31 protein-coding genes are annotated in these 26,161 nt (G+C 44.4%); 28 read left to right on the top strand and 3 right to left on the bottom strand.

Translation table 11 applies throughout. The annotated features are described in order from the left end of the window. The first annotated feature begins 118 nt into the window (after nt 1-118). Genes GWI56_RS13055 through GWI56_RS13025 form a run of 7 tightly spaced genes read left to right on the top strand, consistent with a single transcriptional unit; the run spans nt 119 to nt 6,928 of the window. Nucleotides 119-1,429: a sigma-54 dependent transcriptional regulator gene (locus GWI56_RS13055; RefSeq protein WP_168825891.1), complete on the top strand. Its 1,311-nt coding sequence runs from the start codon at nt 119-121 to the stop codon at nt 1,427-1,429. Between the two features lie 28 nt (nt 1,430-1,457). Next, entirely contained in the window at nt 1,458-1,796 is a 339-nt protein-coding gene (gene fliE / locus GWI56_RS13050) for a flagellar hook-basal body complex protein FliE (protein ID WP_131523386.1), read from the top strand. Nucleotides 1,797-1,808: 12 nt separating this feature from the next. Next, on the top strand, nt 1,809-3,485 hold the full coding sequence (gene fliF / locus GWI56_RS13045; RefSeq protein ID WP_198573121.1) for a flagellar basal-body MS-ring/collar protein FliF: 1,677 nt from the start codon (nt 1,809-1,811) through the stop codon (nt 3,483-3,485). Between the two features lie 16 nt (nt 3,486-3,501). Beyond that, nucleotides 3,502-4,488, top strand: a complete 987-nt coding sequence (locus tag GWI56_RS13040; protein ID WP_206766100.1) for a flagellar motor switch protein FliG — start codon at nt 3,502-3,504, stop codon at nt 4,486-4,488. Further along, the gene (gene fliH / locus GWI56_RS13035; protein WP_113940832.1) at nt 4,488-5,198 is read left to right on the top strand and encodes a flagellar assembly protein FliH; all 711 of its coding nucleotides are present in this window, start codon (nt 4,488-4,490) and stop codon (nt 5,196-5,198) included. The genes GWI56_RS13040 and fliH overlap by 1 nt, the downstream gene beginning before the upstream one ends. Further along, a complete protein-coding gene (locus GWI56_RS13030) occupies nt 5,176-6,525 on the top strand; it encodes a FliI/YscN family ATPase (RefSeq protein WP_113940831.1) in 1,350 nt (449 codons plus the stop codon). The genes fliH and GWI56_RS13030 overlap by 23 nt, the downstream gene beginning before the upstream one ends. Then, nucleotides 6,503-6,928 (top strand): hypothetical protein, encoded by a 426-nt coding sequence (locus tag GWI56_RS13025; protein ID WP_198573119.1) that lies wholly within the window; start codon nt 6,503-6,505, stop codon nt 6,926-6,928. Before GWI56_RS13030 ends, GWI56_RS13025 begins: the two co-directional genes overlap by 23 nt. Nucleotides 6,929-7,013: 85 nt before the next feature. On the opposite strand, the gene GWI56_RS13020 is transcribed toward GWI56_RS13025, so the two are convergent. From GWI56_RS13020 to flgA, 3 genes are all read right to left on the bottom strand, one after another. Then, the gene (locus tag GWI56_RS13020; RefSeq protein WP_028761850.1) at nt 7,014-7,469 is read right to left on the bottom strand and encodes a flagellar protein FlgN; all 456 of its coding nucleotides are present in this window, start codon (nt 7,467-7,469) and stop codon (nt 7,014-7,016) included. Further along, nucleotides 7,462-7,743, bottom strand: a complete 282-nt coding sequence (gene flgM / locus GWI56_RS13015) for a flagellar biosynthesis anti-sigma factor FlgM (protein WP_113940828.1) — start codon at nt 7,741-7,743, stop codon at nt 7,462-7,464. Before flgM ends, GWI56_RS13020 begins: the two co-directional genes overlap by 8 nt. Nucleotides 7,744-7,843: 100 nt before the next feature. Further along, nucleotides 7,844-8,581 (bottom strand): flagellar basal body P-ring formation chaperone FlgA, encoded by a 738-nt coding sequence (flgA, locus tag GWI56_RS13010; protein ID WP_198573118.1) that lies wholly within the window; start codon nt 8,579-8,581, stop codon nt 7,844-7,846. A gap of 96 nt (nt 8,582-8,677) precedes the next feature. On the opposite strand from flgA, the gene flgB reads away from it, so the two are divergent. The 21 genes from flgB to GWI56_RS12905 all read left to right on the top strand — a co-directional run bounded on the left by flgB (nt 8,678) and on the right by GWI56_RS12905 (nt 26,152). Continuing rightward, complete coding sequence (gene flgB, locus GWI56_RS13005) at nt 8,678-9,028, top strand: flagellar basal body rod protein FlgB (RefSeq protein WP_168825885.1); 351 nt, start codon at nt 8,678-8,680, stop codon at nt 9,026-9,028. A gap of 8 nt (nt 9,029-9,036) precedes the next feature. Beyond that, the gene (gene flgC / locus GWI56_RS13000) at nt 9,037-9,453 is read left to right on the top strand and encodes a flagellar basal body rod protein FlgC (RefSeq protein WP_113940825.1); all 417 of its coding nucleotides are present in this window, start codon (nt 9,037-9,039) and stop codon (nt 9,451-9,453) included. 2 nt (nt 9,454-9,455) lie between these two features. Next, a complete protein-coding gene (locus GWI56_RS12995) occupies nt 9,456-10,118 on the top strand; it encodes a flagellar hook capping FlgD N-terminal domain-containing protein (protein ID WP_113940824.1) in 663 nt (220 codons plus the stop codon). A 22-nt stretch (nt 10,119-10,140) separates the two neighbouring features. Then, nucleotides 10,141-11,343 carry a flagellar hook protein FlgE gene (flgE, locus tag GWI56_RS12990; RefSeq protein WP_198573117.1) on the top strand — a complete coding sequence of 401 codons (1,203 nt, stop codon included), beginning with the start codon at nt 10,141-10,143 and terminating at the stop codon, nt 11,341-11,343. A gap of 14 nt (nt 11,344-11,357) precedes the next feature. Beyond that, nucleotides 11,358-12,092, top strand: coding sequence for a flagellar basal body rod protein FlgF (locus GWI56_RS12985; RefSeq protein WP_198573116.1), 735 nt, complete (start codon nt 11,358-11,360; stop codon nt 12,090-12,092). A gap of 11 nt (nt 12,093-12,103) precedes the next feature. Further along, nucleotides 12,104-12,889 carry a flagellar basal-body rod protein FlgG gene (gene flgG / locus GWI56_RS12980; RefSeq protein WP_006083393.1) on the top strand — a complete coding sequence of 262 codons (786 nt, stop codon included), beginning with the start codon at nt 12,104-12,106 and terminating at the stop codon, nt 12,887-12,889. A 10-nt stretch (nt 12,890-12,899) separates the two neighbouring features. Continuing rightward, nucleotides 12,900-13,562, top strand: coding sequence for a flagellar basal body L-ring protein FlgH (gene flgH, locus GWI56_RS12975; RefSeq protein ID WP_113940821.1), 663 nt, complete (start codon nt 12,900-12,902; stop codon nt 13,560-13,562). 14 nt (nt 13,563-13,576) lie between these two features. Then, entirely contained in the window at nt 13,577-14,689 is a 1,113-nt protein-coding gene (locus GWI56_RS12970) for a flagellar basal body P-ring protein FlgI (RefSeq protein WP_113940820.1), read from the top strand. Then, nucleotides 14,689-15,096: a rod-binding protein gene (locus GWI56_RS12965; RefSeq protein WP_198573115.1), complete on the top strand. Its 408-nt coding sequence runs from the start codon at nt 14,689-14,691 to the stop codon at nt 15,094-15,096. Before GWI56_RS12970 ends, GWI56_RS12965 begins: the two co-directional genes overlap by 1 nt. Then, nucleotides 15,093-16,466 (top strand): flagellar hook-associated protein FlgK, encoded by a 1,374-nt coding sequence (gene flgK / locus GWI56_RS12960; protein WP_113940818.1) that lies wholly within the window; start codon nt 15,093-15,095, stop codon nt 16,464-16,466. The genes GWI56_RS12965 and flgK overlap by 4 nt, the downstream gene beginning before the upstream one ends. A gap of 11 nt (nt 16,467-16,477) precedes the next feature. After that, nucleotides 16,478-17,395: a flagellar hook-associated protein FlgL gene (gene flgL, locus GWI56_RS12955; RefSeq protein ID WP_198573114.1), complete on the top strand. Its 918-nt coding sequence runs from the start codon at nt 16,478-16,480 to the stop codon at nt 17,393-17,395. 12 nt (nt 17,396-17,407) lie between these two features. After that, nucleotides 17,408-18,421 carry a hypothetical protein gene (locus GWI56_RS12950; protein WP_198573113.1) on the top strand — a complete coding sequence of 338 codons (1,014 nt, stop codon included), beginning with the start codon at nt 17,408-17,410 and terminating at the stop codon, nt 18,419-18,421. Between the two features lie 144 nt (nt 18,422-18,565). Then, nucleotides 18,566-19,378 (top strand): flagellin, encoded by an 813-nt coding sequence (locus GWI56_RS12945; protein WP_006083386.1) that lies wholly within the window; start codon nt 18,566-18,568, stop codon nt 19,376-19,378. A gap of 216 nt (nt 19,379-19,594) precedes the next feature. After that, entirely contained in the window at nt 19,595-20,398 is an 804-nt protein-coding gene (locus GWI56_RS12940) for a flagellin (protein ID WP_113940815.1), read from the top strand. Between the two features lie 220 nt (nt 20,399-20,618). Next, nucleotides 20,619-21,437 (top strand): flagellin, encoded by an 819-nt coding sequence (locus GWI56_RS12935; protein ID WP_113940814.1) that lies wholly within the window; start codon nt 20,619-20,621, stop codon nt 21,435-21,437. A gap of 302 nt (nt 21,438-21,739) precedes the next feature. Further along, the gene (gene fliD / locus GWI56_RS12930) at nt 21,740-23,086 is read left to right on the top strand and encodes a flagellar filament capping protein FliD (RefSeq protein WP_198573112.1); all 1,347 of its coding nucleotides are present in this window, start codon (nt 21,740-21,742) and stop codon (nt 23,084-23,086) included. 13 nt (nt 23,087-23,099) lie between these two features. Beyond that, nucleotides 23,100-23,480: a flagellar export chaperone FliS gene (gene fliS / locus GWI56_RS12925; protein ID WP_113940812.1), complete on the top strand. Its 381-nt coding sequence runs from the start codon at nt 23,100-23,102 to the stop codon at nt 23,478-23,480. Then, the gene (locus tag GWI56_RS12920) at nt 23,449-23,775 is read left to right on the top strand and encodes a hypothetical protein (protein WP_113940811.1); all 327 of its coding nucleotides are present in this window, start codon (nt 23,449-23,451) and stop codon (nt 23,773-23,775) included. Before fliS ends, GWI56_RS12920 begins: the two co-directional genes overlap by 32 nt. Further along, the gene (locus GWI56_RS12915) at nt 23,765-24,940 is read left to right on the top strand and encodes a flagellar hook-length control protein FliK (RefSeq protein WP_198573111.1); all 1,176 of its coding nucleotides are present in this window, start codon (nt 23,765-23,767) and stop codon (nt 24,938-24,940) included. Before GWI56_RS12920 ends, GWI56_RS12915 begins: the two co-directional genes overlap by 11 nt. Nucleotides 24,941-24,956: 16 nt before the next feature. Beyond that, a complete protein-coding gene (locus tag GWI56_RS12910; RefSeq protein WP_198573110.1) occupies nt 24,957-25,424 on the top strand; it encodes a flagellar basal body-associated FliL family protein in 468 nt (155 codons plus the stop codon). An 11-nt stretch (nt 25,425-25,435) separates the two neighbouring features. Next, a complete protein-coding gene (locus GWI56_RS12905; RefSeq protein WP_113940808.1) occupies nt 25,436-26,152 on the top strand; it encodes an RNA polymerase sigma factor FliA in 717 nt (238 codons plus the stop codon). Nucleotides 26,153-26,161: the final 9 nt, after the last annotated feature.

Genomic DNA, 26,161 nt, shown 5'->3' with positions numbered 1-26,161 from the left:
TCATTCATCTAGATGGATAAGTAAGTGGTAATAGATTTTATATACACTCAAACACAAAGACTTATAGGTCTAAATTAAGGTGTTATTTAATGTACTGTAAACGAAAGGGAGTTAGTGAGTGGGTGGCCTAAGTATACGGATTGAAGGGTTAAACATATCTGCGGAACTTGCATGCAAAATAACACATGAGGATTTTTATCTGTGGAGTGATGCAATGGAATTACCTTGGCTCACTATCGTTAACTTGTCGGATTGTAGTCCTTGTGATGTGAAGTCTTATCTTGCCCGTTTTCCTGGCCGTAATATCGTCGCGTTATTAGCACCAGAGCAAGGTGAGTTGGCAGCCGCTGCCATGCGAGCTGGCGTACAGGATTATCTATTAATTCCCGTAGAAACTGAGCAGTTACTTGCCTCAATTCAACGATTACACCGCTTAGAGTTACCTGATTCTAGTTTGGTTGTCGCGGCTTCTGTTAGTCGACAATTGTTGATGTTGGCCCATCGCGCCGCAACCACTGAGGCCAGTGTTTTATTATTGGGTGAAAGTGGTACTGGTAAAGAACCGCTTGCTCGTTATATTCATCGCCACTCCTCCCGTTCACATAAGCCTTTCGTTGCGATTAACTGCGCTGCCATCCCTGAAAGTATTCTAGAGTCCGTTCTCTTTGGGCATGTCAAAGGTGCCTTCACTGGTGCCATTTGTGATAAGGCAGGAAAATTTGAGCAGGCCAATGGCGGTACTTTATTACTCGATGAAATTGGTGAAATGCCCTTGCCGTTACAGGCGAAGTTACTTCGGGTACTACAGGAGCGTGAAGTCGAAAGACTTGGTGGCCAGCATGTTATACCACTGGATATCAGAGTCATTGCCTCTACCAATCGCGACTTAAGACAAGCCGTGGAGTTTGGACATTTTAGGGAGGATTTGTTCTATCGATTAGATGTTTTACCTCTGAAAATTAAGCCTTTAAGAGAACGAAAGGCTGACATCCTGCCTCTCGCTGAACATTTCTTAAATTTATATGGCCAATCTGATTGCTCAAGTCGCTGTTATTTCAGTGAGCACGCAAGGCAAGTGCTCGTGACCTATGATTGGCCCGGAAATGTAAGAGAGCTAGAGAATTGTATTCAACGTGCATTAGTGATGCGTAGAGGTCAGGCGATTCAAGTTGCGGAACTCGGGTTAAACATTCAAGAAGAGATGCTTGAGTTGGAGCCTTTAGGCGCCTCAGATGGGCTTAAAGCGTCAAAACAACAGGCAGAGTTTCAATATATTATTGATGTACTTAAACGTTTTAATGGACAACGCACGTTAAGTGCAGAGGCGCTAGGGATGACGACTAGAGCCTTAAGATATCGCCTCGTACAAATGCGGGAAGCGGGTATAGATATCGAAATGTTATTAGAGCAAGCGGGTCGAGCAGCTTAGAGCAATCAAAAAGTAATAGGAATGGAATATGTCTAGTGGAGCGATTGTTAGCTCAAATATGTTAATGGAAACCTTAAACATTCATCGTGAAGTGGCTAAAGGGGCGATCAACATCACTTCAAATCCTGCCGATAATGGTATGGCTTATGGGTCATTCACTGACTTGATTAAGAGTAAAGTTTCTGCCGTTAACCAAGATCAGAACCAATCCTCTATGGCGATGGCGGCTGTCGATAGTGGAAAAAGCGATGATCTCGTCGGTGCTATGGTGGCTTCGCAAAAGGCCAGTTTGTCCTTTGCGACTATGCTCCAAATTCGTAATCGTCTTGTGCAAGCATTTGACGATGTAATGAAGATGCCTATTTAAGGAATTGTGTGAATGTCTACCACTTTTGTTCAATCAGGTCAGGATATTACCGGGACTGAATCTTCGTCAGGATTCATTGCTGGCATGACCCAAAAATGGCATCGTTTTAACCGTGGTGATCGTCAAGTTATCGCCTTAGCTTTACTTGCGGTGGTTGTCGCCAGTGTCATAGTGTTGATGTTATGGACTGCTACTGCAGGGTATCGACCTTTATATGGCAGCCAAGAAAATGTCGATACCTCTCAAGTGTTAAATGTCTTGGATGCAGAAGGCATTGATTATCGCCTCGAGGCTAATACTGGGGCAGTCCTCGTTGCAGAAGAGCAAGTCGGTAATGCGCGTATGCTTTTGGCCGCAAAAGGGGTAAAAGCGAAAGTACCTTCGGGTATGGAGGCACTCGACAATACCGCGCTCGGTACGAGCCAATTTATGGAACAAGCTAAGTATCGCCATAGTTTAGAAGGTGAATTAGCTCGCACTATCATGTCGTTAAAGTCGGTCCGTGCCGCAAGAGTTCATTTGGCGATACCTAAACAAACTTTGTTTATCCGTCAGGAGCCTGAACTGCCGACGGCTTCCGTCATGCTGCAGCTAGACCCGAATACTCGACTCTCTGAAACACAAGTTGAGGCTATTGTTAATTTGGTTGCTGGCAGTGTGACTGGACTAACGGCCAGTAATATCAAAGTTGTCGATCAAGATGGTCGATATTTAAGTGAGAACATTTCAGGCAATCAAGACCTTAGCCAGTCTAGAAACAAGCAGTTACAGTACACGCGTGAACTTGAGAATAGCTTAGTGGCTAATGCCGCCTCTATGCTCGAGCCTGTGCTTGGTCAAGATAATTTCCAAGTGCGGGTGACTGCAAAAGTAAACTTCAATCAGGTGGAAGAAACTAAGGAGTCACTCGATCCGCAAAATGTCGTGACTCAAGAGCGTACGAGTGTCGATGATTCAAGTAATAGTATTGCCGCGGGAATTCCCGGAGCTTTAAGTAATAAGCCACCCCAAGCAGGCAAAGAGGCGACGAATGATAAGACCCGTAATTTGAAGCAGGAAGAAAGTCGTCAATATGACGTTGGTCGTTCTGTGCGTCATGTTCGTTATCAACAAATGCAGCTCGAAAACCTCTCAGTTTCAGTGCTTATTAATAGTGCTACGGGTCAAGGAGCATTTAATGAAGAGGCTCAACTGGTTAAGTTTGGCAATATGGTCAAGGATGCCATCGGCTTTTCGGCGGCGAGAGGTGACAGTTTTACCATCAATGCCTTTGAGTTTACCCCAACTGTTACAGCGGAATTTACGCCATCACCTTGGTGGCAATCAGAAAATTATCAAGCCTATTTACGCTACATCATAGGCGGCATCCTTGGCTTTGGACTTATTTTGTTTGTATTAAGGCCGCTGGTTAAGCACTTGACCCGAACCGCTCAAATTACCGCGCCTAGAATTGAGCCCGTTGCATTAAGTGCCGCTTCCGCTGCTGCACTCGATGGGCATTCCGCCGATACTTTACCAAATCAAGCACATCAGTTACCGAGTGCCGACTGGCTAGGCAGTCAAGGTTTACCCGAGCCCGGCTCACCTTTGACCGTTAAAATGGAGCATTTAGCCTTGCTCGCAAACAAAGAACCCGCGCGTGTTGCAGAAGTGATAGCTCATTGGATAGGCGATAAAGACGGTGAATAATTCAATCGAAATTAAGATGGACAATTACGCCCAAGCGGCCATGTTATTACTGAGTATGGGAGAAGAAGGTGCTGCCATGGTCATGGCGCATTTGGATCGTAACGATGTGCAACACTTAAGCCATAAAATGGCGCGGTTATCGAGTATTACCCAGCAAGAAGCCGAGGCAGTACTCAGCCGTTTTTTCCAACGCTATAAAGAACAATCGGGTATCGCCAGAGCCTCACGGTCCTATTTACAAAAGACACTCGATATCGCTTTGGGAGACAGAGTCTCTAAAAGTCTTATCGATAGCATTTATGGTGATGAGATTAAAGTGCTCGTTAAGCGTCTCGAATGGGTTGACCCCCAATTACTTGCCCGTGAAATCACCCATGAGCACTGCCAGTTGCAAGCGGTATTGTTGGGATTATTACCACCAGAAAGTGCCGCTAAAATCTTAAAAATGTTGCCCGCTGATAGCCAAGATGAGGTGCTCGTTCGTATCGCGCAACTTGGCGAATTAGACCGCAACGTTGTTGAGGAACTGCGAGAACTGGTTGAGCGTTGTATGTTGATGGCAATGGAGAAAAGTCACACGCAAGTGGCGGGTGTCAAACAGGTTGCCGATATCCTCAATCGTTTCGAAGGCGACAGAGAACAGCTGATGGAAATGATCAAACTCCATGATAAGCAGATGGCGATTGATGTCACCGATAACATGTTTGACTTCATTATTCTTGGGCGACAAAAGCAAGAAACGTTGCAAACCTTATTAGGACAGGTGCCTTCTGAAACCCTATCGTTAGCATTAAAAGGCATTGATTTTGAATTAAAAGATGCCTTGCTCAATGCCTTGCCTAAACGTATGTCGTCAGCGATTGAAACGCAAATAGAAGCGTTAGGTGGTGTACCTGTTAGTCGAGCGAGTGGGGCGCGTAAAGAGATAATGGAACTGGCGAAGCAATTAATGCAAGAAGGTGAAATTGAATTGCAGCTATTTGAAGAACAGGTCGTTGTTTAATGGAAAACAAGCATTCTCGTTGGCGTCTAAATACCAATCTCGCTCGTCGTTATCGTTTTCCTGCATTACACGATGCGGTTGAATCAAATTCCGATGCGGGCAGTGATTTTCAAAGTTATCAACAAGCATTCGATGAGGGTTATGACGAAGGTGTTATTCAAGGTAAGAGTGCGGGTTATGAGGCTGGCATAGAAGAAGGGCGCATTGCTGGACATGCAGCTGGTTTTCATCAAGGTCGGTTAGATGGGCAGTCAGCGGGTAGAGCATCCATCGATGAGCAGCTCAACAGTTTACTCGTACCGCTAGGTGCCTTGAGAGAGCTACTCGAAGACGGTCATGCAAAGCAGGTTCGTGAACAGCAAAATTTGATCCTTGAATTAGTACGCCGAGTGTCACAACAAGTGATCCGCTGCGAGCTAACCCTGCAGCCACAACAAATACTTAAACTCGTTGAAGAAACCTTGAGTGCGTTGCCCGATGATCAAGCGGATATCAAAATCCATTTAGAGCCGAGTGCCGTGACTAAATTAAAAGAGCTCTCGGAAGATAAAATCCGTGGCTGGAACCTCATTGCAGATAGCAGTATTTCTGCAGGTAGTTGTCGAATTGTGAGTGATAAATCCGATGCAGATGCTTCAGTCGAGACACGACTCGATGCTTGCATGAAGCAGGTTGAAACCAAGTTGAATGAGGCTGAGATTGGAGTCTGATGTATTTCATGACGATTGGCCTCAGGTTCCAGTTGCAAGGGTTTATGGACGTCTTATTCGAGTCAATGGTCTATTGCTTGAGGCTGTTGGCTGTCAGCTTGGCATGGGGGATCGTTGCCAGATTGAAGGGCGAAATGGTCGTTTAATTGAGGCTGAAGTCGTTGGCTTTCATCGGGACGTATTGTGCCTTATGCCGATTGAGCCTACACAGGGCTTGATGCCAGGTGCCAGAGTGCTGCCTATTACGGATGAGCAAACAATTGCTATTGGTGATGGTTTGCTTGGCAGGGTGCTTGATGGACTTGGACAACCACTCGACTTATTGGGTGATTTAACCGGTGTTTCACAAGTCCCGCAATCTCACACGAGTTACAACCCTTTGCTGCGCCAGCCTATTCGGCAGCCGCTAGATGTCGGTATTCGCGCAATCAATAGTTTGTTGCCCATCGGTAGAGGCCAGCGACTCGGGCTCTTTGCGGGCTCGGGTGTGGGTAAGAGTGTGTTATTAGGCATGATGACTCGTTTTACTGAAGCAGATGTTGTGGTGGTTGGCTTAATTGGTGAGCGTGGCCGTGAGGTCAGGGAGTTTATTGAAGAAACACTCGGTGAAGAAGGGCGTAAACGGGCTGTGATTATTGCAGCCCCTGCAGATACCACACCGCTGATGCGATTACGTGCAATGCGGTTATCCCACTCCATTGCCTGTGCTTTTAGGGATCAGGGCAAGCAAGTACTGTTATTAGTAGATTCATTGACTCGTTATGCTCAGGCACAGCGTGAAATCGCCTTGAGTTTAGGTGAGCCTCCAGCAACCAAAGGCTATCCGCCATCGGCGTTTGCACAGTTACCTAGACTGGTGGAAATGGCGGGCAATGGTGAACATCCGACGGGAACGCTAACCGCGTTTTATACCGTATTGGCCGAGGGTGATGATCAGCAGGATCCTGTTGCAGATGCAGCGAGAGCTATTTTAGATGGCCATATAGTGCTAAGTCGTAAATTGGCCGAGCAAGGACATTTCCCTGCGATTGATCTTAATGCGTCAGTGAGCCGCTTAGCCATGCACATAGCGACCTCTAGCAGTATTGAACAGAGTCAGATCTTTAGACATCTTTTGAGTCGTTACAATGAGGTTAGAGACTTATTACCTTTAGGTGGCTACCAAGCTGGCCAAGATCCTGAAATGGATCTTGCTGTGCGAGTGTATCCAGAAATGGCACGATTTTTACGCCAGACCACACACAGTAAAGTCAATCTGGCTGAAAGTTTAGTGCAATTGGAACAGTTGATGGGAGTTATGGGATATGAGCCAGCGTCATCTCTCTAAGTTACGTGTTCAAGCTGAAAAGAAATTAGCGCAGCTAGGGCAAAAACGCGATGATTCCAGCCTAAGCGTCCAACTAAATCAACAACAAAATCAAGCCTTAGCCCAAATGATATTGACTTATCGTGGTGCGAAAGAGGGCTCAAATGTTTTGCTCTGGCAAAATTCCGCAAGTATGGCGCAAGTTTTAGAGCCTATGCGGGTGAAGTTAGCTCAAAAGGAGGTCTTTCTACAACAGGAACAGCTGCGTATTGAGCGCCTATGGCGTAAGCAATTAGGGCGTCAGCAAGGTTTGAAGTGGCTTGAAAAACAAACACATATACAAGAGCAAGCACAAGTGGCGCGCCGTGAACAGGCTGTTGTTGATGATATGGCGGGTTTCTATTACAAGAATAAAGGCCAATAAGCGCTGTGTCATTACAGCTGAGAGCCACCTTTTAAACTATGTCCCATTAGCGAGGGCTTTGGTAACTCTCAATAATTCAGTTTGATTAGCGTTTGGCACCGTAATCAATTTCATGGTGTTGGCCATCTTGATTCAGGATACGGTTAATCGTCTCTTGCTGTATTACTAGCAATCTGCCGTTGGTTTCATTGGCTGTTTGGCTATCTTTAACTAACAGCTGCAAGTTGTCCCATGACATTTTTATTTGCGGTCTTAGGTGATCAGGTAGCGCCGTGATTAAGCGTCTCATGCCACTATTGTCACTATTAAAACCTAGTGTCGCGAGATTTTCGCTTCGCTGTTTGGCTCTCAAAGCTAACTTGTTACACAGTGCAGTTTGACGCTCGTTATGGGCTAAGAGCGCATCATTATCCCTGCGTTGCATTAATTCACGTTGGTGCTTAAGCATTGATTTTAATTGACTATATCCCTCAAGATCTTGACGAATATCGCGAATTAAACTTTGAACAAGTTCGCGCTTATTTACTTGACTATTATCCATGCTGTATCAATATCTTATCTGCAATTTTATCTAAGCTCAGCTCAAAGCTGCCATTACTTAAAGCCTGACGTATAGCAGCAACTTTATCTGTGTCAACGTCGGAGATGGTATGTAACTCTTTCTGGGTTTGTTCTAACAATTGCCAGTCGTGACTAATATCTTGTCGTGTTGGCGTTGATAGATTTTCTGATTCAACGGGCTTTCTGGGCGTATTAGCGCTCTTACTCGTGCTGAACTCAGTGCTCAAGGCACTGCTAATTTTATTAATTTCCATAGATGTTCATCGTCATAAATGGCTAGATATTAGATATAGGCGACCTAAATAGGATAAATCTAAAATAAATTTTTAAATTTATCCTCAGGTGACCTGAATGTTAAAAACGGGTTTCAACTCTCCCCTTAGCTATGGGGTAGGCGGTAATGATTTTCCCTGAACTACTATTCCTCACTCTAATGGCATCACCTTGTTTACCCGCATCCATAGCAATCCCAATCATATTGGCATAAAAGGTGGCACTGACTGCTTCAATAATCACTTCATCTCCTATGCTCACGAGTTCTGGTGCACTTAAATTGCTTGCTCTTATGGGTTTGTTTTTGATTATTTTTCTGGCAACCGCTTGCCCTAAAATGTGTTTTTCATCAGTAATAATGTCTTGATCTGACGCAGTTAAGGGCAGCATTTGCCATTGTAGATTTTCTGATGTGACAACTTCATCTCTCTTAAGCGTTTTGTTGGCAACAGGAATGTAGGCGCTGAGAGCAACCTTGGCCCGAACATAGAGTGACCAGCCTTCAGAGGCACAGCTTATTTTTCGTTGGATCCGACCGAATGGGAGCCCTTTAGCAGCCTCGACTTGGAGCGCCGTGCTACACGTTTTTAGCTTGGCTGTGCTGGAAGGAATGTGCAGTGTGATTTTTTTGCTGACTTTTTTTATCTCTTGCGATTGTTGCCACGTAGCTATCTCTGCGGCTACGGAGTTTGTCATTTGCTGAGATATTTGTTCTGTCGCCGTGATCTTCCCTTTCGCGTGCACATTGAGCGGAAGTAACCCTATGCTCAGTAAGAAAGTGAGGGAAAAGAACTTTCCGTATATCAATAGCGATTTCATTTAACCAACTGTTTTATATGAATAAGTATATTGGCATGCTAATTGTAAGCTGCTCGACCATCTAAATTAATTACGCATACAGTACTAGGAGTTGAGATGGCTATCAACCTTGATAAAGCATTAGGAATACATCCTCAGACACTCGATTTTAGAGTGGAGAGAAGCAAGGTATTAGCGAGTAATTTAATCAATGCCGAAACTCCGGGGTACAAAGCGAGAGATTTGGATTTCAAAGCGGCCATGAAGCAAGTTGAAGCAGGCATGCAGATGAATCAAGAGTACAACCTCGCTTATCGCATGCCTTATCAAAATTCTGCCGATGATAATACCGTGGAACTCGGTAAGGAACAGGCAAGATATTCACAGAATGCGATGGATTATCAAACGAGTTTGACATTTTTAAACATGAAAATAGCCGGTCTAAAGTCTGCTATTGAAGGTCGTTAGGAGCCTGTATGTCATTTGGCGATATTTATCAAATAGCGGGTGCTGGCATGAATGCTCAGACCATACGTTTAAATACGGTCGCGAGTAACTTAGCTAACGCTGGAACTGCCGCCGAAAACCCTGAGTCGGCCTATCGAGCATTAAAACCCGTATTTGCGACTATTTACGATGCGACTCAACAAGGTGCGATTGGTGCTTCGATTGAAGTGAGCGACATAGTCCAAGCGGATGCCCCATTGGATATGCGTTATGAGCCGAATCATCCCTTTGCCAATGAACAAGGTTATGTTGCCTACTCTAATGTGAACACGATTGAAGAAATGGCTGACATGATGGCGGCAAGTCGTTCATTTGAAACCAGTGTTGAAATCATGAATCGTGCGCGTTCTATGCAGCAAGGTTTATTGCAACTAGGGAATAAATAGCAATGGAATTGGCTCGCTCTGGTAACAACTCGATTCAGAATCCTGCTGGTGCATTAGCGGCACCAGGGAATGATGCTGCGTCATTAAAGAATGAATTTATGACCTTAATGATCGCGCAAATCAAGAATCAAGATCCCACTAAACCGCTTAACAGTGCTGAGTATATCTCTCAATTAGCGCAGTTTTCGCAGGTCGAAAGCTTAGAGGGAATGCGGAAGAATCAATCAAGCCAAATGGTCATGATGGAAAATTTGGGCATAGTACAGTCGGCATCTTTGATTGGTAAGAATGCCATGGTGCCTGTGTCTGAGTTTCAGCTCGATGGTGAAGCAGTTGAAGGCAAAGTGTATTTAGAAAATGCCGCTGAAGGCTTAGACCTTGAAATTATCGATGCACAAGGTCAGGTCGTTAGCACTATTCAACTCGGTGCTCAGGATGTTGGTGATGTTCGGTTCTCTATCGATCCAGCTGAGCTGGGGTTGTCTGCAGGCCAATATGAAATCAAAGCTAAGGCGACACTAGGTGAAAATAGTTTAGTTGCGCCAACGTATATTAAGGCACCGATCGAGAGAATCCATTTCTCCAGTGCATCCGGCATGATGATGGCTGAAATGGGCCATGGTGTTGGGGTTGTTTCTGTGCTCAATATTTCTGAAGTTTCGTAAATTATTTTTATAGGATATTAAGATGTCATTTAACATAGCTTTAAGTGGTTTACAGGCGACGACTCAAGACCTCAACACTATCAGTAATAACATTGCTAACGCATCAACGAGTGGGTTTCGCGGTGGCCGTAGTGAATTTGCATCAATTTATAATGGTGGTCAGGCGGGTGGCGTTGGCGTGATGTCAACGAGCCAAAACTTCTCTAAAGGTGGCAGCTTAACTTATACCGGTCGTCAGCTTGATATGGGGATCCAAGGCGAAGGCTTTTTTGTTCTCAAGGGGAATGATGGCGGCGCCATGTATGCTAGAGCAGGGATGTTCCATAAGGACAATCAAGGCTTTATAACCGATCCAGTCGGTAATCGTTTACAGGGATATTCTGTGAATGCGACGGGAAGATTGCAAACTGGTAATGCGGGTGATTTACAGGTACAAACGGCTTCTTTAGCGGCCAAAGCCACAACGAATGTCAGCATGGTTTCAAATCTCGATGCGAGAGTCGATGTTATTCCCCCAGCTGTCCCAGCCGTGCCATTTGATCCTAAAAATATTGATAGTTATCACTCTATTGGTACCACCAGTGTCTACGACTCTTTGGGTACTGAGCATGTGGTGACTCAGTATTATGTAAAAACAGCGCCGAATGAGTGGACGATTAATTACACTCTGGATGGGACTCTTCTGCCAGACCAAACAACATTAAAATTTGATTCAAAAGGCATTTTAGATCCAACTACAACAAAGGATACCTTCGACCTTACATTGGGTAATGGGGCATCACCGCTTAAATTTGATATCAATTTTGATAAAAGCACTCAGTATGCCGCCAAATATAACAACTCCAGCTTATCTCAAGATGGTTACACCTCGGGTGAATTGAAAGGCGTTCGTCTGGATGACAATGGCATGTTGTATGGCACTTATACTAACGGCCAAGATCAATTACAGGGTCAGGTCGTCCTCGCAAACTTTAGTAATCCTAACGGTTTATCGGCCGTGAGTAACAATGCTTGGGTGGCTACAAATACCGCTGGGCAAGCGATTATGGGGGCGCCATCTACAGGAACTATGGGCACTGTAACGGGGGGGTATTTAGAGGGCTCGAATGTGGATACGACCGCTGAAATGGTTAACCTCATGTCGGCACAACGTAATTATCAATCTAACGCCAAAGTTCTCGATGTGAACTCGACTATGCAACAAGCATTACTTAATGCCATTTAAGAAGAGACACTGACATGGAGAAGATGCTTTATACCGCCGCCAGTGGTGCAGTTCGTATTCTTGAGGCGCAAAGTATTCGCGCGAATAACTTGGCTAACGCTGAAACTGCAGGATTTAAAGCCGACCTTGAGCGCGTTAATGCTGTGCCTTTAGCTGTTCAAGGTAATAGTTTGAACACAAGGGTTATGGCACAGACTGAGAGTAGTGGTTTTAGCCAGCAAAGTGGGGTGATCAATCCTACGGGCCGTTCATTGGATTTAGCGATCCGCGATCGTGGCTTGTTCAGTGTGGCTGTTGACGGTGTTGAAGCATACACCCGTTCGGGCGCAATCGAGACAAATGCCGAGGGGCAACTGACTATCGATGGCCGACCTGTACTAGGCGTTGATGGGCCGATAGCGCTGCCTGAGTATAAAGATGTCTTTGTGGGTGAAGACGGCACCGTCAGTGTTTTACCCTCAGAAGGCGGGATCATTGAGGAAGTGGGTCGATTAAAGCTAGTGAATCCTGACTTTGCCTTAATGCAAAAAGGGCAAGATGGGTTGCTCTATCGTCGTGATGGCCAAGCAGTGCCACAAGATGAAGGTGTGTTAGTGGATAGTGGCTTCCTTGAGTCGAGTAACGTGCAGGCCGTGTCAGAGCTTATTGCATCTATGGATTTGAGTCGTCAATTTGAGATTCAAGTTAAGTTAATGAAAAGTGCAGAAAAGCTGGCCGAGGCTGGTAATCGTCTGCTGGGCAATGTTTAAGGATTATTGGTATGCAATCAGCGTTATGGGTAAGTAAAACCGGCCTAACAGCACAAGATACGAAAATGACTGCGATTGCCAACAACTTGGCAAACGTGAATACCACAGGTTTTAAGCGTGACCGTGTTGCGTTTAATGATCTGTTTTATCAGGTTCAACGTCAGCCAGGTGGACAGGTTGATGCACTGAATAATCTGCCATCGGGTCTGCAATTAGGTGCAGGAACGAGAGTCGTTGGTACTCAAAAAATATTCACTACTGGGGATATGCAAAATACCAGTCAGCAGTTGGATTTAGCGATCGAAGGTCATGGTTTTTTCCAAGTAGAAGAGCCAAATGGCGATCTTGCTTATACTCGTGACGGTCAGTTTTATCGCAGCAGCGAAGGCATGATGGTCACGTCACAAGGTTTACCTTTAGTGCCCAATATCGTGATCCCTGAAGATGCGCTAACCGTTACCATTGCTAACGATGGTGTAGTCACAGCGAAAATGGCGGGTGAAGCTGAACCTCAAGATTTAGGTCAAATCACGCTTGTTAACTTTACTAATCCAGCAGGGTTAGAAGCTCGAGGTGACAACCTTTACCGTGAAACTGCTGCATCGGGTGTGGCGGTTGAAGGTGTGGCGGGTGATCAAGCTTTAGGTGCTTTAAGACAGGGGGCGCTAGAGGGCGCAAACGTCAACGTGGTGGAGGAAATGGTCGAAATGATTTCCACGCAGAGAGCATATGAGATGAATGCCAAAGTTGTGTCAGCCTCAGACGATATGCTCAAGTTCCTCAATCAATCGGTTTAGAGAGGCAATCATGCGTTGGTTATGGTTTTTATGGTTTGCACTGTTATCGGGTTGTATGTCGCATATTCCAGATAAGGAGACTAAACCTGGCACTAAAGAGTGGGCACCGCCTGAGATTGACTACAGCCTGCCAGATGCAAAGGATGGCAGTCTTTATCGTCCCGGTTTCATGTTGACACTTTTTAAGGATAAACGTGCTTTCCGTGAGGGCGATATTTTAACCGTCGCGTTAGATGAAAAAACCTATTCGAGTAAGAAAGCGGATACCAAGACCAACAAAGAACAAGATATGGGTATGGGACTTGCGGGCAATATTGGTGATAAAACGGCCAATGCTGACGGTAAGACCTCTTTTTCGAGAGGGTTTAATGGTGCAGGCTCAAGTACACAGCAAAACCAGTTATCAGGTTCAATCACTGTGACTGTTTCTAAGGTTTTACCTAATGGTACCTTGTTGATACGTGGTGAAAAATGGCTGCGATTGAATCAGGGCGATGAGTATTTACGCTTACTTGGCATTATACGTGCTGATGATATAGGTAATGACAATACGATATCGTCGCAACGTATTGCCGATGCCCGAATCATCTATGGTGGTCAAGGCGCTATTGCTGACAGTAATGCTATGGGATGGGCTTCTCGCTATTTCAATAGTCCATGGTTCCCGCTCTAGCAAAGGATATTTTGATGCTACGTTGTTTATTATTGTTACTTTTGGCTACTGGTACACTGCAAGCGGAAGAGCAAAGCCGCTACTTGATGGATATTGTCGATGTGCAAGGTCTGCGTGATAACCAACTCGTGGGTTATGGCTTAGTCGTCGGGTTAAATGGGACGGGTGACCGCTCTCAAGTTAAATTTACCAGTCAATCTGTCGTCAATATGCTTAAGCAGTTTGGTGTACAGATTGATGATAAAACCGATCCTAAGTTAAAGAACGTCGCCGCCGTTGCTGTGCATGCGACTATTACTTCTCTGGCGAGCCCAGGACAATCCTTAGATGTGACGGTTTCATCCCTTGGTGATGCAAAAAGTCTTCAGGGCGGAACCTTATTAATGACGCCTCTTAGGGCTGTCGATGGTGAGGTTTACGCGGTAGCGCAGGGCAACTTAGTTGTTGGCGGTATTTCTGCCGCCGGTCGTAATGGATCATCTGTGACTGTGAATGTGCCAACTGTTGGCACTATCCCCAATGGTGCCTTACTTGAGGCGCCAATCAAAAGTAACTTTAGTGATAATGAAGACATTATATTAAACCTTAAGGATCCCAACTTTAAAACTGCCCGAAATATCGAACGGGCTGTTAACGAACTATTTGGACCTGATGTCGCGCGTGCGCAAGATCATGCCAAGGTCCTGATACACGCGCCTAAGTCGAATCGAGAGCGTGTGACTTTTATGTCAATGCTTGAAGAACTCAAGATTGACCAAGGCCGACGTTCACCTCGAATCGTGTTTAATAGCCGTACGGGGACAGTGGTATTAGGGGGAGATGTTGTGGTTCGTAAAGCCGCTGTGAGCCATGGCAATCTGACAGTGACTATTGTTGAGCGGGAAAATGTGAGCCAGCCTAATGGCGCTTATCTTGGTAATGCCGCAGGGGAAACCGTGGTGACGAATGATAGCCAAGTATTGGTCGAACAAGGTAACAAACGTATGTTTGTTTGGCCCGAGGGCACAGCAATTGAAGAAATCGTGCGTGCCGTAAATAGCTTAGGTGCGACACCAATGGACTTGATGGCAATTCTAGAAGCTTTGGCGGAAGCGGGCTCTTTAGAAGCTGATTTGGTGGTGATTTAATGAAAGTTGAAAATACGGGCGGTTACTTAAATAAGCTGAATGCCGATGATTTGATTAAGGCGAATGGCGAGCAAGGTGCACTTAAATTAGTCAGTCAACAATTTGAGGCGCAGTTCCTGCAAACGGTACTTAAGCAAATGCGCTCAGCCACCGACGCTATGGCCGATGAAGATAATCCTTTAACTTCCAAAAGCAATAATGGTCTGTATCAAGATTTACATGATGCGGAATTGGCAAGTCGTTTAAGCCAAGTCAATGGTATGGGCTTGGCTGACGTGATGACTAAGCAGCTATCACGTTCATTGCAGTCTGAGAAAGATCCGGTCGCCTTTGATCCTCAACAGATGACAACAACAGCGATGCAGCCTGCACTTATTATGCGGCCCGTTGTGAAGGATTTTAAATGAGCATGTTGAACATTGGTAAGTCTGGCTTATTGGCAAGCATGGCCGCATTGAATGCAACCTCAAATAACGTTGCTAATGCTATGGTTGCAGGCTATTCACGTCAGCAGGTGATGTTAAGTTCGGTTGGTGGCGGTGCTTATGGCTCCGGCGCGGGCGTGTTTGTTGATGGTGTTAGACGGATCTCTGATCAATACGAAGTTGCGCAGTTATGGCAAACCACGAGTGCTGTTGGTTTTTCTAAAGTGCAAAGTAGTTATTTGCGTCAGGCTGAACAAGTATTTGGTGCCGAAGGGAATAATATCTCCAAAGGCCTAGATCAATTATTCGCCGCCCTAAATTCATCTATGGAACAACCTAATCTCATTGCCTATCGACAAGGTGTACTTAATGAGGCTAAAGCCGTTGCCCAAAGAGTGAATGCAATCAACGACAATATTGATTCGCAACGTAATCAGATCAATGGACAGCTTGGTTCATCCGTAAAAGAGATCAACTCACAACTAAATATTATTGCCAGTTTCAACCGCGACATTCAGGCGGCGAGTGTGACAGGAACGATTCCCCCTGCACTGCAAGATAGTCGAGATGCTGCGATTGATGACTTAGCTGCGATTTTAGATATTCGGGTTGTTGAAGATAGCCAAGGCATGGTCAATATCTCGCTGGCACGAGGTGAGCCGCTATTGACGGGAAATACTGCCGCTAAGTTAACGAGTAATCCCGATCCCACCAATCCTAAGAACGATTTGGTGACTATCCAATTTGGTGCTAGCCAGTTTAATGTTGATGAAACCGCTGGTGGCAGTTTAGGTGCCTTGCTTACGTACCGTGATGTGCAGCTCGCAGATTCGCAACAGTACATAGATGAATTAGCGGTCATGTTAGCGACAGAGTTTAATTCTATTCTTGCTTCTGGCACTGACTTAAATGGTGCGACACCGTCACAGGATTTATTTACTTATCAAGCTAATAACCCAGGAGGAAGCTTATCTCTAACGGCCGGTTTTACGCCTGATAAACTTGCCTTTGGTAAAGATGGCACCCAAGGCGATAACGCAAATTTAAAAGCTTTAGTACAGCTAGCGAATAAAGAGCTGAGTTTTACTAGCCTTGGCAGTAATACAAGCTTAGCGGAATCCTTTTCCAGTAAGGTTGGCCAGTTAGGTTCTGCTTCTCGCCAAGCGATTTCATTTGCTAAAACCAGTGTAGATTTGCAAAAAGATGCGCAGTCCCAATGGGCGAGTACCAGTGGTGTAAATCCCGATGAAGAAGGGATTAATTTGATCATCTATCAGCAGTCATATATGGCGAATGCGAAGGTGATTTCCACCGCAGATCAACTGTTTCAAACTATGCTTAGTAGCTTTTAAGGACTTTATTCATGCGTGTAACAATGCAAAATTTATACACTAACAATTTAAACAGTTTGCAGAACACGACCTATGATGTGGCACGTTTGAATCAAATGCTCTCTAAAGGTGTTTCAATACTATCGCCTTCGGATGATCCTATTGGTGTTGTTCGGGTAATGGATAACCAACGCGATTTAGCACTAGTACAGCAATACATTAAAAATATCGATTCCTTAAGTACCAATATGAGCCGTGCTGAAACCTATTTATCGAGTATGGTTGAGACGCAGCAGCGGATGAAGGAAATCAGTATCGCCACTAATAGCTCAAATCTCTCGAAAGAAGATAGAGCATCCTATGCTTCTGAAATGGAAGAACTCTTAAAGGGGTTAGTGGATAATATTAACGCCACTGATGAGTCGGGTAATTATCTCTTTTCGGGTAATGCGATTGAGAAAGCTGCGGTAGTTAAGGATGCTGCTGGGAGATACGTCTACCAAGGTGATACTAGCGAGAGAACGGTACAAACGTCTAGCTCTTCATGGACTACGGCTAATGTCACCGCCGAAAAAGTCTTGTTCTCCAATGCTGGTCAAGATATTTTGAATCAAGCAATGGACTACATTAACGTATTAAATGATCCAAGCTTATCACCAAGCGATCCTGCTTTTAGTGCGGCTGCGAGTGGAATACAAACAGCGTTAAGTGAAACCTTAGATAGCATAGGTGCAGCTATTACCGATTTCGGTGGCAAGCAAAATAATCTCGCGTTAGTTAAAAGCTCCCATGAAGAAATGGTGTTGTTTAGTAAACAAGTGATAGGTGAAACGCAGGAGCTCGATTATGCCGCTGCCACTGCCGAGTTCAATGTCAAATTAACCGCATTAAAAATTACCCAGCAAACTTTTGTACAGATAAGCCAGCTGTCCCTTTTCAATCATATGTAGGTAATAAGTTAAATGATCAAAGGGATAGGTGAGTCACTTAGTCAGTTACGTCAAAGTCAGACGGTAACGTCTCATTATGTTGCTCCGATATCAGGTGTGCCCCGCAGTGCACCGAAAGCGAGGCCCATACCTAAGCATAGATTGGAAGCCTATGGACGTTGGGCCAAGGTGACTCAAGAGCAACATAATATTAGTGCATCGCAAGTGGTGTTACAGAGCTTGATTTCTGCCAAAAGTATCCTAAGTCAACTAAACAAACAGCTACAAACCTGCTTGTTCAGTAAAAACACAGTTGTTGAAGATGCATTACACAAAGCGGAGGAATGTCGAAGACAATTAATCGAGATTAGGCCTTATTACCAAGGAAAGCGTTTACTCGATCATCACTTGAATTTGATTTCAGCATCCCAGCCTGCGGCATTGCATTTTTTTAGGTTCCGACGAGTCGATCTCACATCACCTAAGAACCGCGATGAGCGGATTACGCTTTTTACAGAGAAGCAAACATTGCATTTGCTTTTGCCTGCCAATAAAAATCGCTTAGAGCTACAAGATATCATAGAGCCTGTTTTAGCTTCGATTGGGATAAGTATCGACCGCTTATCGACCAATGACACAGTGTTTACTGTACAGCATGAGACTTGGATGAAGCTCAATGGGGCGATTTTAATGGTTGGCGAAGGGCAAAGATTGCCCGCGGGTGAGCCGAGGAATATACCATTAGAAGAGAAATTTAGTTGGCAGGATCCCCGTGAATGGAATTTTACGGATACTGAAAAGTTAAAAATGACATTGGCTAAAGTGTCAAAGGTAGATAAAAAAGTCACAGTGCAAATTGATGATATTAAAGCATCCCACCGTTTACTACTGGTGAAGGTTAAGCAATTGACCGCATCTAGTCAGCCCAAATTTGAACTCCAGCATTTGCATAAATTTATGCAACCCTATCCTTTTGCCTATCAAGTAACATCTTTGATGGCGCAGGGAAATACGAACCGCGAACAGGTTAGCGCTCTGCTGCTCTAATTTTTGAAGCGAATCCTAAGTGTGATTATTTAATTTTTGAAAATAAGCTATTTGGCTTCAGTGAAGAGCTTTTCATGTCGCCTTAATTAGTTATGCCTGGATTCAGGCCTAACCAAAACAATCGTTATTTTCTGGAGAACTACTATGTTAGGTGTTCATACTAATTACGCTTCAATCGTTGCGCAGGGTGCTGTAAATAAAAGCAATAACCTTTTAACTAATGCTATGGAGCGTTTGTCGACGGGTTTACGTATTAATAGTGCATCTGATGATGCTGCTGGTCTGCAAATTGCTAACCGCATGAGCGCTAACGTAAAAGGTATGGAAACGGCTTCTCGCAATATTTCTGATGCGACCTCTATGCTACAAACCGCTGATGGTGCATTAGAAGAATTAACGACCATTGCTAATCGCCAGAAAGAATTGGCTACTCAAGCCTCTAACGGCGTTAACTCTGCGGCTGATTTAACGGCATTAAATGATGAGTTCACGCAATTGAACGCCGAAATAACGCGTATTGTAGAAAATACCACTTATGCCGGTAATAAATTATTCGATACTGGTGTATTGACCTCTGGTACGGGCGTGAAATTTCAAATTGGCGCCGGAACAACGGAAACAATGGATGTTAAATTAGGCGCAATTCCTAAAACTGTCGCAGGTACTTTAACAGGTGGTACCGCCAATGCTGCGATTGCCCTTGTGGATACCTTCTTAGCCGCAGTGGGTACTGAGCGTTCTACCTTAGGTGCCAACATTAACCGTCTTGGCCATACTGCCGCTAACTTAGCGAGCGTTACCGAAAACACTAAAGCCGCTGCAGGCCGTATTATGGATGCCGACTTTGCGGTTGAATCTGCCAATATGACCCGCAATCAATTATTAGTTCAAGCAGGTACAACGGTACTGTCTTCAGCTAACCAAAATACGGGTTTAGTGATGGGGTTACTGCGCTAATGTTATTCAATTAGTCAGTGTTAGTTTTAATGCCAGTAAGCTTAGCTTGCTGGCATTTTTTTATGGTGTGCATGCCATTTCAGTCTAGTTTTTACAGTGCTATACACTCTATTTTTTAAATATCGATTTTAGTTGTGGGCTTGTGTAGTCGCTTTAGTTAGTTATGCCTGAACTCAGGTCTAACCCAAATGCTCGTTATTTAATGGAGAACTACATATGTTAGGTGTTCACACTAATTACGCTTCAATTGTTGCTCAAGGTGCTGTTAACAAAAGCAATAACCTATTGACTAATGCAATGGAGCGTTTATCGACAGGTTTACGTATCAATAGCGCATCTGATGATGCCGCTGGTTTGCAAATAGCTAACCGCATGAGCGCTAACGTTAAAGGTATGGAAACCGCTTCACGTAATATTTCTGATGCGACCTCTATGCTACAAACTGCAGATGGTGCGTTAGAAGAATTAACGACCATTGCTAATCGTCAGAAAGAACTCGCCACTCAAGCGGCAAACGGTGTGAACTCTGCTGATGATTTAACGGCTCTGAATGATGAGTTTACTCAATTAAACACCGAAATTACCCGTATTCTCGATAATACAACTTATGCCGGTAATAACTTATTCACCAAGTTGGAGGCTGGTGTTACCTTCCAAATTGGTGCCGGAACGGGTGAAAAATTGGTTGTTACAACAACAGCCATAGATGATGCAGCGCTGGCTGCTGGTGATTTAACTACTGGCGCGAATGCGGCAATTGCCCTTGTTGATACTTTCATCGCAGCAGTCGGTACAGAACGTTCTACACTAGGCGCCAACATTAACCGTCTTGGACATACTGCAGCTAACCTTGCCAGTGTGACTGAAAATACCAAAGCCGCCGCTGGACGTATTATGGATGCCGATTTCGCGGTTGAATCTGCCAATATGACCCGCAATCAATTATTAGTTCAAGCGGGTACAACGGTACTGTCTTCTGCTAACCAAAATACAGGTTTAGTGATGGGGCTACTGCGTTAATTACGCCGAGTTGAGTTAGTTTTAAGTGCCAGTAAGCTTAGCTTACTGGCATTTTTTATGGCGTTTTGTGGATGCCATTTAAGTCTGTTTTTATAGAGGTGATCCCATCTATTTTTAAATAAGTTTTAGTTTTGCGCTGTTGCTGTCGCCTTACTTAGTTATGGAGCTATACCGGGATTCAGGCATAGCCAAGATAACTGTTTTTTCTAGGAGAGCTGATATGTTAGGTGTTCACACTAATTACGCGTCAATTGTTGCACAAGGTGCTGTTAATAAAAGTAATAATCTATTAACTAATGCTATGGAGCGTCTGTCGACGGGTTTACGTATCAATAGCGCATCTGATGATGCAGCGGGTTTGCAAATTGCTAACCGCATGAGCGCTAACGTAAAGGGCATGGAAACGGCCTCACGCAATATTTCTGATGCGACCTCTATGCTGCAAACCGCTGATGGTGCGTTAGAAGAATTAACGACCATTGCTAACCGCCAGAAAGAATTGGCGACTCAAGCATCAAACGGCGTTAACTCTACAGCAGATTTAAAAGCGTTGGATGATGAATTTAAGCAATTAAATGCAGAAATTACCCGTATTGTAGAAAATACAACCTATGCGGGTAATAACTTATTTAAAGATGCTACTGATGGTGTACTCGTCAAAGGTGTGACCTTTCAGATTGGCTCGGATGGAGCAGAGCAAATGTCAGTTACCTTAGGTGCTATTGATAAGACAGTTACTGGTGATTTGTTGACTTCTGCAGCCGCCAATACGGCTATCGGGGCTGTTGATACCTTCTTGGCTAAAGTGGGGACAGAACGTTCAACCTTAGGTGCCAACATTAACCGTCTTGGCCATACTGCGGCTAACCTTGCCAGCGTAACTGAAAATACTAAAGCCGCTGCCGGCCGTATTATGGATGCCGATTTCGCGGTTGAATCTGCCAATATGACACGTAATCAATTATTAGTTCAGGCGGGTACAACGGTACTGTCTTCAGCTAACCAGAATACGGGTTTAGTCATGGGTCTATTGCGTTAATGTTATTGGGCAAGTGATGTCATTGGTCACGGCTAAAATGCCAGTTAGTTGCGCTGACTGGCATTTTTATTTTAGCCACGGTTTATGTATTGGTCGATAGTCGCTAAACCCGAGATTGAAACCTATAAGGTTCATGTTTTAGGGGGTAATTTTCGATAACACAAAGTGGAAGATGGTTTTCCTGTTTAAGTGTTCATGCGGAAGTATTTAGCTGTGTTTGGGCCAGTTAATTATTTTAATTCATTTAAAAACAGTAGCTTGTTTTTGGCATGCGTTTTGCTCTAGAACGAGTGGAGGTAGTCATGATTTCAGGTATGAATGCAGCACAATTTGCTCAGCAACTGATTGGCGCAGACCGCGCAGGTAAAGATACGCTTTACAAAGGCAAGCTAACTGCCAGCAAAACACAGTTAGATGCTTATACGTTGCTCGAAAATAATATGAAGAAGATGGCCACTAAGCTGAGTGAAATGGGTGGCGATGCAGCTAAAGGCAAAATTGCTACGGTTACGGGCGAGAATGCGACCGCTACAGTTAAATCTGATGCGCCTAAGGGCAACTATGATTTGAGCGTGCATAAACTTGCGCAAGCGCATCAACTGACTAAAGCCTATTCCTCTGAAAGTGAATTGTTGCCAACGTCGGGTATTATCAGTATTCAAGTCGGTAGTGATCCGACTAAGCGTATGGAAATTGATTTGGCAACGGTTAATGGCGGTGCGGCTATTTCTGTGTCTCAGTTACGCGATGTGATCAATAAACAAGTGGGTAATCCTGGTGTACAAGCGTCATTAGTGCGCACAGGTAACCAAATCGAATTTATGCTGTCTTCAAAGGAATCGGGTGTCGCGAATCAAGTGAAGGTAGAGTTTAACGGTGCCGATTGGGGCATGACAGAACGTCGTGCAGCACAAGATGCGGAACTCACATTAAACGGTATCAGTATTACCAGCAGTAGTAACTATCTAGAAAATGTTGTTGATGGTGTCAGCCTCGAATTAGTCAAGGTGCATGCGGCTGGTGAAAGCAGCATGATTAAAGTCACAGACGATTTTGAAGCGAATAAGAAAGCGGTTAAGGATTTTGTCGATTCATTTAATTCTTTAATGACGCAAATTAATCAATTAACTCGTTCTATGGGCGTTAAAACCTCTGATTCTGGCTCTGCCGATAAAGATAAGGAAGACAAAACCACTGCAGTGAGTGAAGCGCAAATTGGAGTGTTGAAGGGGGATACCTCTATTCGCCTTCTCCAGTCTAAATTACGTGATTCTGTATTTGCAACGGCTGCTAATGGCATGCGTTTGTCTGATATCGGGATTGAGATTGGACGAGACGGAAAACTAAAAATTGATGATGCCAAGCTGACTGATAGCTTTAAAAGTGATCCAGAAAAAGTACAAGCCATGTTTACTGGTCCTGACAGTTATATCAAAAGCATAGAAAAGACCCTAAAACCTTTTACACAGTTTAATGGCTATATCGATCAAAAGCAGGAAGCGCTAAATAAGCAGATTAAAAGTGTGAATGACAGTATGGCGCGCCATGATTATCAAATGAATCAAAAGTATCAGATTTATTTAACCCAGTTTACGGCAATGGAATCCACCATTAATCAGTTTAATTCCGCAAGTCAGTTGTTTTCATAGGAAGCAGTAAAAAATGTTAAATGAGTACGATCCATTTAATGCCTACAAGCAAACCGCTTTAGATGCACAAGTAGCGGCAGCAACAACCCATGACATGGTGCGTATGTTACTTGATGGTTTATTGGAAGAACTAGAGCGGACCGCTGGCCATATGGAATACCAAAGGTTTGAGGCGAAAGGAATGAGTATCCATAAGTGCCTTAATATCGTGCATGGCTTGGACTCTATGCTTGACCTTGAAAATGGTGGTGAGGTTGCCGTGAGTTTACATCGTCTCTATGACTTTTGTAGCCGTCAGCTTGTCAGCGCCAGTGTCGAAAACAGTGCTGAAGCGCTAGTTCCAGTGACTCAGGTGATTACTAATGTCAGAGAAGGATGGACAAATCTCAATTAAGCAGTGGGCGCGTTTTGCGAATGCTTTACGCCAATATGCAGATGCTCAGGATTGGGAAAGCGTCCGAAAAGTGAACATCGCTTTGATTAAAGCACTGCAACAGGCTGGTGAGGCTCATGATATTGAGCAGAAATTAGCACGTGCAGAATTAAAGCGGGTTCATTCCCAAGTGCTACAAGAGTTGATCTTGGCTCGTGATGAATTAGCCGCTGAAATGGGCCGCTTTAAGGCGCAACAACCAGGTTTAGCCGCCTATCAATTAACACAAGTAAGTGGAGCTTTGGATGATCTCTGATCTTCTTTCAACTCGTCCTGTTGGCACAAATACCAGCTTGACGACTAAAGTGGCAAGTGCAGTTGATCAAGATAAATCAGAGTCATTTACCCTGTTGGGGTTGCCAGTCGGATTGTCTGCAGCACCTCTCCCGTTAGAGGGAACTCTGTGGACTCAGAATGCCGAACATACTTTAGAAAGAGATACTGATACTCTTTCAAATCAATATGTTAATAGCAATTTATCTGACTCAGTATCTTTTGTTCCTGTTGTACCAGTATTGTCTCAGCCACTGTTAAATACTGAGATTAACTCAGTGCCTATTATTCAAGATGGCTTAGCCGCCACGCCTCAGGCTAGTCTCGTTTCACCGACTGCTGTAGCGCCGTTTGTTCCTGTGATTTTTCCCGCAGAAACGGTTAAAGCGGATCCGATAGGTCGAACTCCTGCGTCTTTAATTGGGCTTTCAGCCACAGATCAAAGAGGAACCCTATTTAGCTCAGGGATGACCTCATCTATGGCTCTTACAGGAAGCCGGACTCAGCCTGCGGGTATGAGTGGTGAACCCTTGAAAATGAGCGGCGCATTTATGCAGGATTCAACGCTGGCACCTTTCTCTGCGAATCTTGACCATTTGAAATCTGACTCGTCAGTGTTTCAGCGTGTGTTGGCAGAACTTAGGGGGCATGAAGTTAAAGATATTAATGCGATAGGATCTCAGCAGGTTGCGGGTACGCAGGCTGCAAGTGTTACTCAATGGGGCCCTGTATCTCTCACTCCCATGGCTTCTTTAGCACAGCACTCTCAGGAGATCCTTACTCCCTTAAGAGAGCATCTTCGTTTCCAAGTCGATCAACATATTAAGAAAGCCGAATTAAGGTTAGATCCGCCAGAACTCGGCAAGATTGAGCTCAATATTCGTTTAGAGGGCGATCGTTTACAGGTGCAAATGCATGCAGTAAATCCGGCAATTCGAGATGCATTACTCAATGGTTTAGATCGTTTGAGAGTGGATTTAGCAATGGATCATGGCGGTCAAATTGATGTTGATATTGGCCAAGGAGAATCGCAACAGCATCAACAGGAAACTGCATTATTCTCCTCGTCGATAGCGGCTGAAACTACAACGGATAATGTAGTCGATGTGATGGCGAGAGAGAAATCCCAATTAGATTTATTGGCTTAAGTGCCGGAGTCGTTTCATGGCAATTTTAAAATCTCGTTTAGTAAAGGTAATTTTAGCGTTACTTGTGCTCATTAGTTCGACCGCAGGTGCATTTTGGATTGGGACAAGTAGTGGAGATTGGAAGCTAGCAGAGCTTTTTGCATCGGAACCTGAAGTCGAACCTGTACCAGTTGCCAAGTTTTACCCGTTAGAAAAGTTTGTGATATCGATTCCTGGGGATAAGTATCCCCATTACATGCTGCTTGAAATGTCATTAAAAAGCCGTAATCCCAATATGAAAACGGTGTTGCTGGAGTCAGATCCACTTATACGAAACGCTATGATGAAGATGTTCTCACGTAAAACATTTGAGCAGTTGAACCACTTAGATCAGCTTGACAGTTTACAATCAGAGGCGTTGATATTGATGGTTAAAGTGCTGTCAGATAACCAATTACCTTCAGATATTGATGAAGTACTCTTTACTCGCATGGTGATCCAGTAAGAGGCCTTATCATGACAGCAGCGGGCCAACTCGCATATCAACAAACCTGTGATTATCCAGTCGAAGAGCGTCAATCTGAACAACAGATTATTCGACAATACTTGCCATTAATCAAACGTATAGTCTCGCAGATGCGCAGTCACTGCGGCGTGATGTTATCCCTCGAGGATATGGAGCAAATTGGCATGATGGCCTTGCTTGAGTCATCACGTCGGTATCCTGGCGAGCTGGATAATGGATTTATTTCCTTCGCTGGGCAACGGATTCGCGGTGCAATACTCGATGAGCTGAGGCGGCAGGATTGGCGTCCTAGACCTGTTCGACAGCAGGCCCATGAGCTTAATGACGTGGTGAGACGTTTGAGTCGAGAGATGGGACGTGAACCAAGCGATCTTGAAGTGGCCAGTGCGCTTGGGCTGAGCGCGGAGGATTATCGGGAACGTTTATACTCGACGCAAGCAGAGTCGATGAAAAGCTTAGATGAGTTGCTATTGGGCGGTGATCATCCAGTAGATAGAAGCAATGATGTTGAGCGGTTAATGCTGAAGCAAACTTTGATCAAAGTTATTTCAAAATTAAATGAAAGAGAACAGCTAATTCTGTCGCTTTACTATCATCATGAGCTGAATTTAAAAGAGATAGCTATGGCATTGGGATTGACTGAAACGCGTATTTGCCAGCTGCATAAATCAGCTATTTCACAGTTAAAAACAATATTGCAGCGCTAAAGTTTAAAA

The organism is Shewanella sp. DW31, assembly GCF_015767295.1.
Taxonomy (GTDB): Bacteria; Pseudomonadota; Gammaproteobacteria; order Enterobacterales; family Shewanellaceae; genus Shewanella; species Shewanella oncorhynchi.
Note: the sequence above shows the minus strand (reverse complement) of the source record. Positions and strands in the feature narration are given on the sequence as shown.

Bases quoted from the DNA above. Each gene is read 5' to 3' on its own strand.
- fliE (WP_131523386.1), top strand. From the start codon at position 1,458: ATGTCTAGTGGAGCGATTGTTAGCTCAAATATGTTAATGGAAACCTTA.
- fliF (WP_198573121.1), top strand. From the start codon at position 1,809: ATGTCTACCACTTTTGTTCAATCAGGTCAGGATATTACCGGGACTGAA.
- GWI56_RS13040 (WP_206766100.1), top strand. From the start codon at position 3,502: ATGGACAATTACGCCCAAGCGGCCATGTTATTACTGAGTATGGGAGAA.
- fliH (WP_113940832.1), top strand. From the start codon at position 4,488: ATGGAAAACAAGCATTCTCGTTGGCGTCTAAATACCAATCTCGCTCGT.
- GWI56_RS13030 (WP_113940831.1), top strand. From the start codon at position 5,176: ATGAGGCTGAGATTGGAGTCTGATGTATTTCATGACGATTGGCCTCAG.
- GWI56_RS13025 (WP_198573119.1), top strand. From the start codon at position 6,503: ATGAGCCAGCGTCATCTCTCTAAGTTACGTGTTCAAGCTGAAAAGAAA.
- GWI56_RS13020 (WP_028761850.1), bottom strand. From the start codon at position 7,469: ATGGATAATAGTCAAGTAAATAAGCGCGAACTTGTTCAAAGTTTAATT.
- flgM (WP_113940828.1), bottom strand. From the start codon at position 7,743: ATGGAAATTAATAAAATTAGCAGTGCCTTGAGCACTGAGTTCAGCACG.
- flgA (WP_198573118.1), bottom strand. From the start codon at position 8,581: ATGAAATCGCTATTGATATACGGAAAGTTCTTTTCCCTCACTTTCTTA.
- flgB (WP_168825885.1), top strand. From the start codon at position 8,678: ATGGCTATCAACCTTGATAAAGCATTAGGAATACATCCTCAGACACTC.
- flgC (WP_113940825.1), top strand. From the start codon at position 9,037: ATGTCATTTGGCGATATTTATCAAATAGCGGGTGCTGGCATGAATGCT.
- GWI56_RS12995 (WP_113940824.1), top strand. From the start codon at position 9,456: ATGGAATTGGCTCGCTCTGGTAACAACTCGATTCAGAATCCTGCTGGT.
- flgE (WP_198573117.1), top strand. From the start codon at position 10,141: ATGTCATTTAACATAGCTTTAAGTGGTTTACAGGCGACGACTCAAGAC.
- GWI56_RS12985 (WP_198573116.1), top strand. From the start codon at position 11,358: ATGGAGAAGATGCTTTATACCGCCGCCAGTGGTGCAGTTCGTATTCTT.
- flgG (WP_006083393.1), top strand. From the start codon at position 12,104: ATGCAATCAGCGTTATGGGTAAGTAAAACCGGCCTAACAGCACAAGAT.
- flgH (WP_113940821.1), top strand. From the start codon at position 12,900: ATGCGTTGGTTATGGTTTTTATGGTTTGCACTGTTATCGGGTTGTATG.
- GWI56_RS12970 (WP_113940820.1), top strand. From the start codon at position 13,577: ATGCTACGTTGTTTATTATTGTTACTTTTGGCTACTGGTACACTGCAA.
- GWI56_RS12965 (WP_198573115.1), top strand. From the start codon at position 14,689: ATGAAAGTTGAAAATACGGGCGGTTACTTAAATAAGCTGAATGCCGAT.
- flgK (WP_113940818.1), top strand. From the start codon at position 15,093: ATGAGCATGTTGAACATTGGTAAGTCTGGCTTATTGGCAAGCATGGCC.
- flgL (WP_198573114.1), top strand. From the start codon at position 16,478: ATGCGTGTAACAATGCAAAATTTATACACTAACAATTTAAACAGTTTG.
- GWI56_RS12950 (WP_198573113.1), top strand. From the start codon at position 17,408: ATGATCAAAGGGATAGGTGAGTCACTTAGTCAGTTACGTCAAAGTCAG.
- GWI56_RS12945 (WP_006083386.1), top strand. From the start codon at position 18,566: ATGTTAGGTGTTCATACTAATTACGCTTCAATCGTTGCGCAGGGTGCT.
- GWI56_RS12940 (WP_113940815.1), top strand. From the start codon at position 19,595: ATGTTAGGTGTTCACACTAATTACGCTTCAATTGTTGCTCAAGGTGCT.
- GWI56_RS12935 (WP_113940814.1), top strand. From the start codon at position 20,619: ATGTTAGGTGTTCACACTAATTACGCGTCAATTGTTGCACAAGGTGCT.
- fliD (WP_198573112.1), top strand. From the start codon at position 21,740: ATGATTTCAGGTATGAATGCAGCACAATTTGCTCAGCAACTGATTGGC.
- fliS (WP_113940812.1), top strand. From the start codon at position 23,100: ATGTTAAATGAGTACGATCCATTTAATGCCTACAAGCAAACCGCTTTA.
- GWI56_RS12920 (WP_113940811.1), top strand. From the start codon at position 23,449: ATGTCAGAGAAGGATGGACAAATCTCAATTAAGCAGTGGGCGCGTTTT.
- GWI56_RS12915 (WP_198573111.1), top strand. From the start codon at position 23,765: ATGATCTCTGATCTTCTTTCAACTCGTCCTGTTGGCACAAATACCAGC.
- GWI56_RS12910 (WP_198573110.1), top strand. From the start codon at position 24,957: ATGGCAATTTTAAAATCTCGTTTAGTAAAGGTAATTTTAGCGTTACTT.
- GWI56_RS12905 (WP_113940808.1), top strand. From the start codon at position 25,436: ATGACAGCAGCGGGCCAACTCGCATATCAACAAACCTGTGATTATCCA.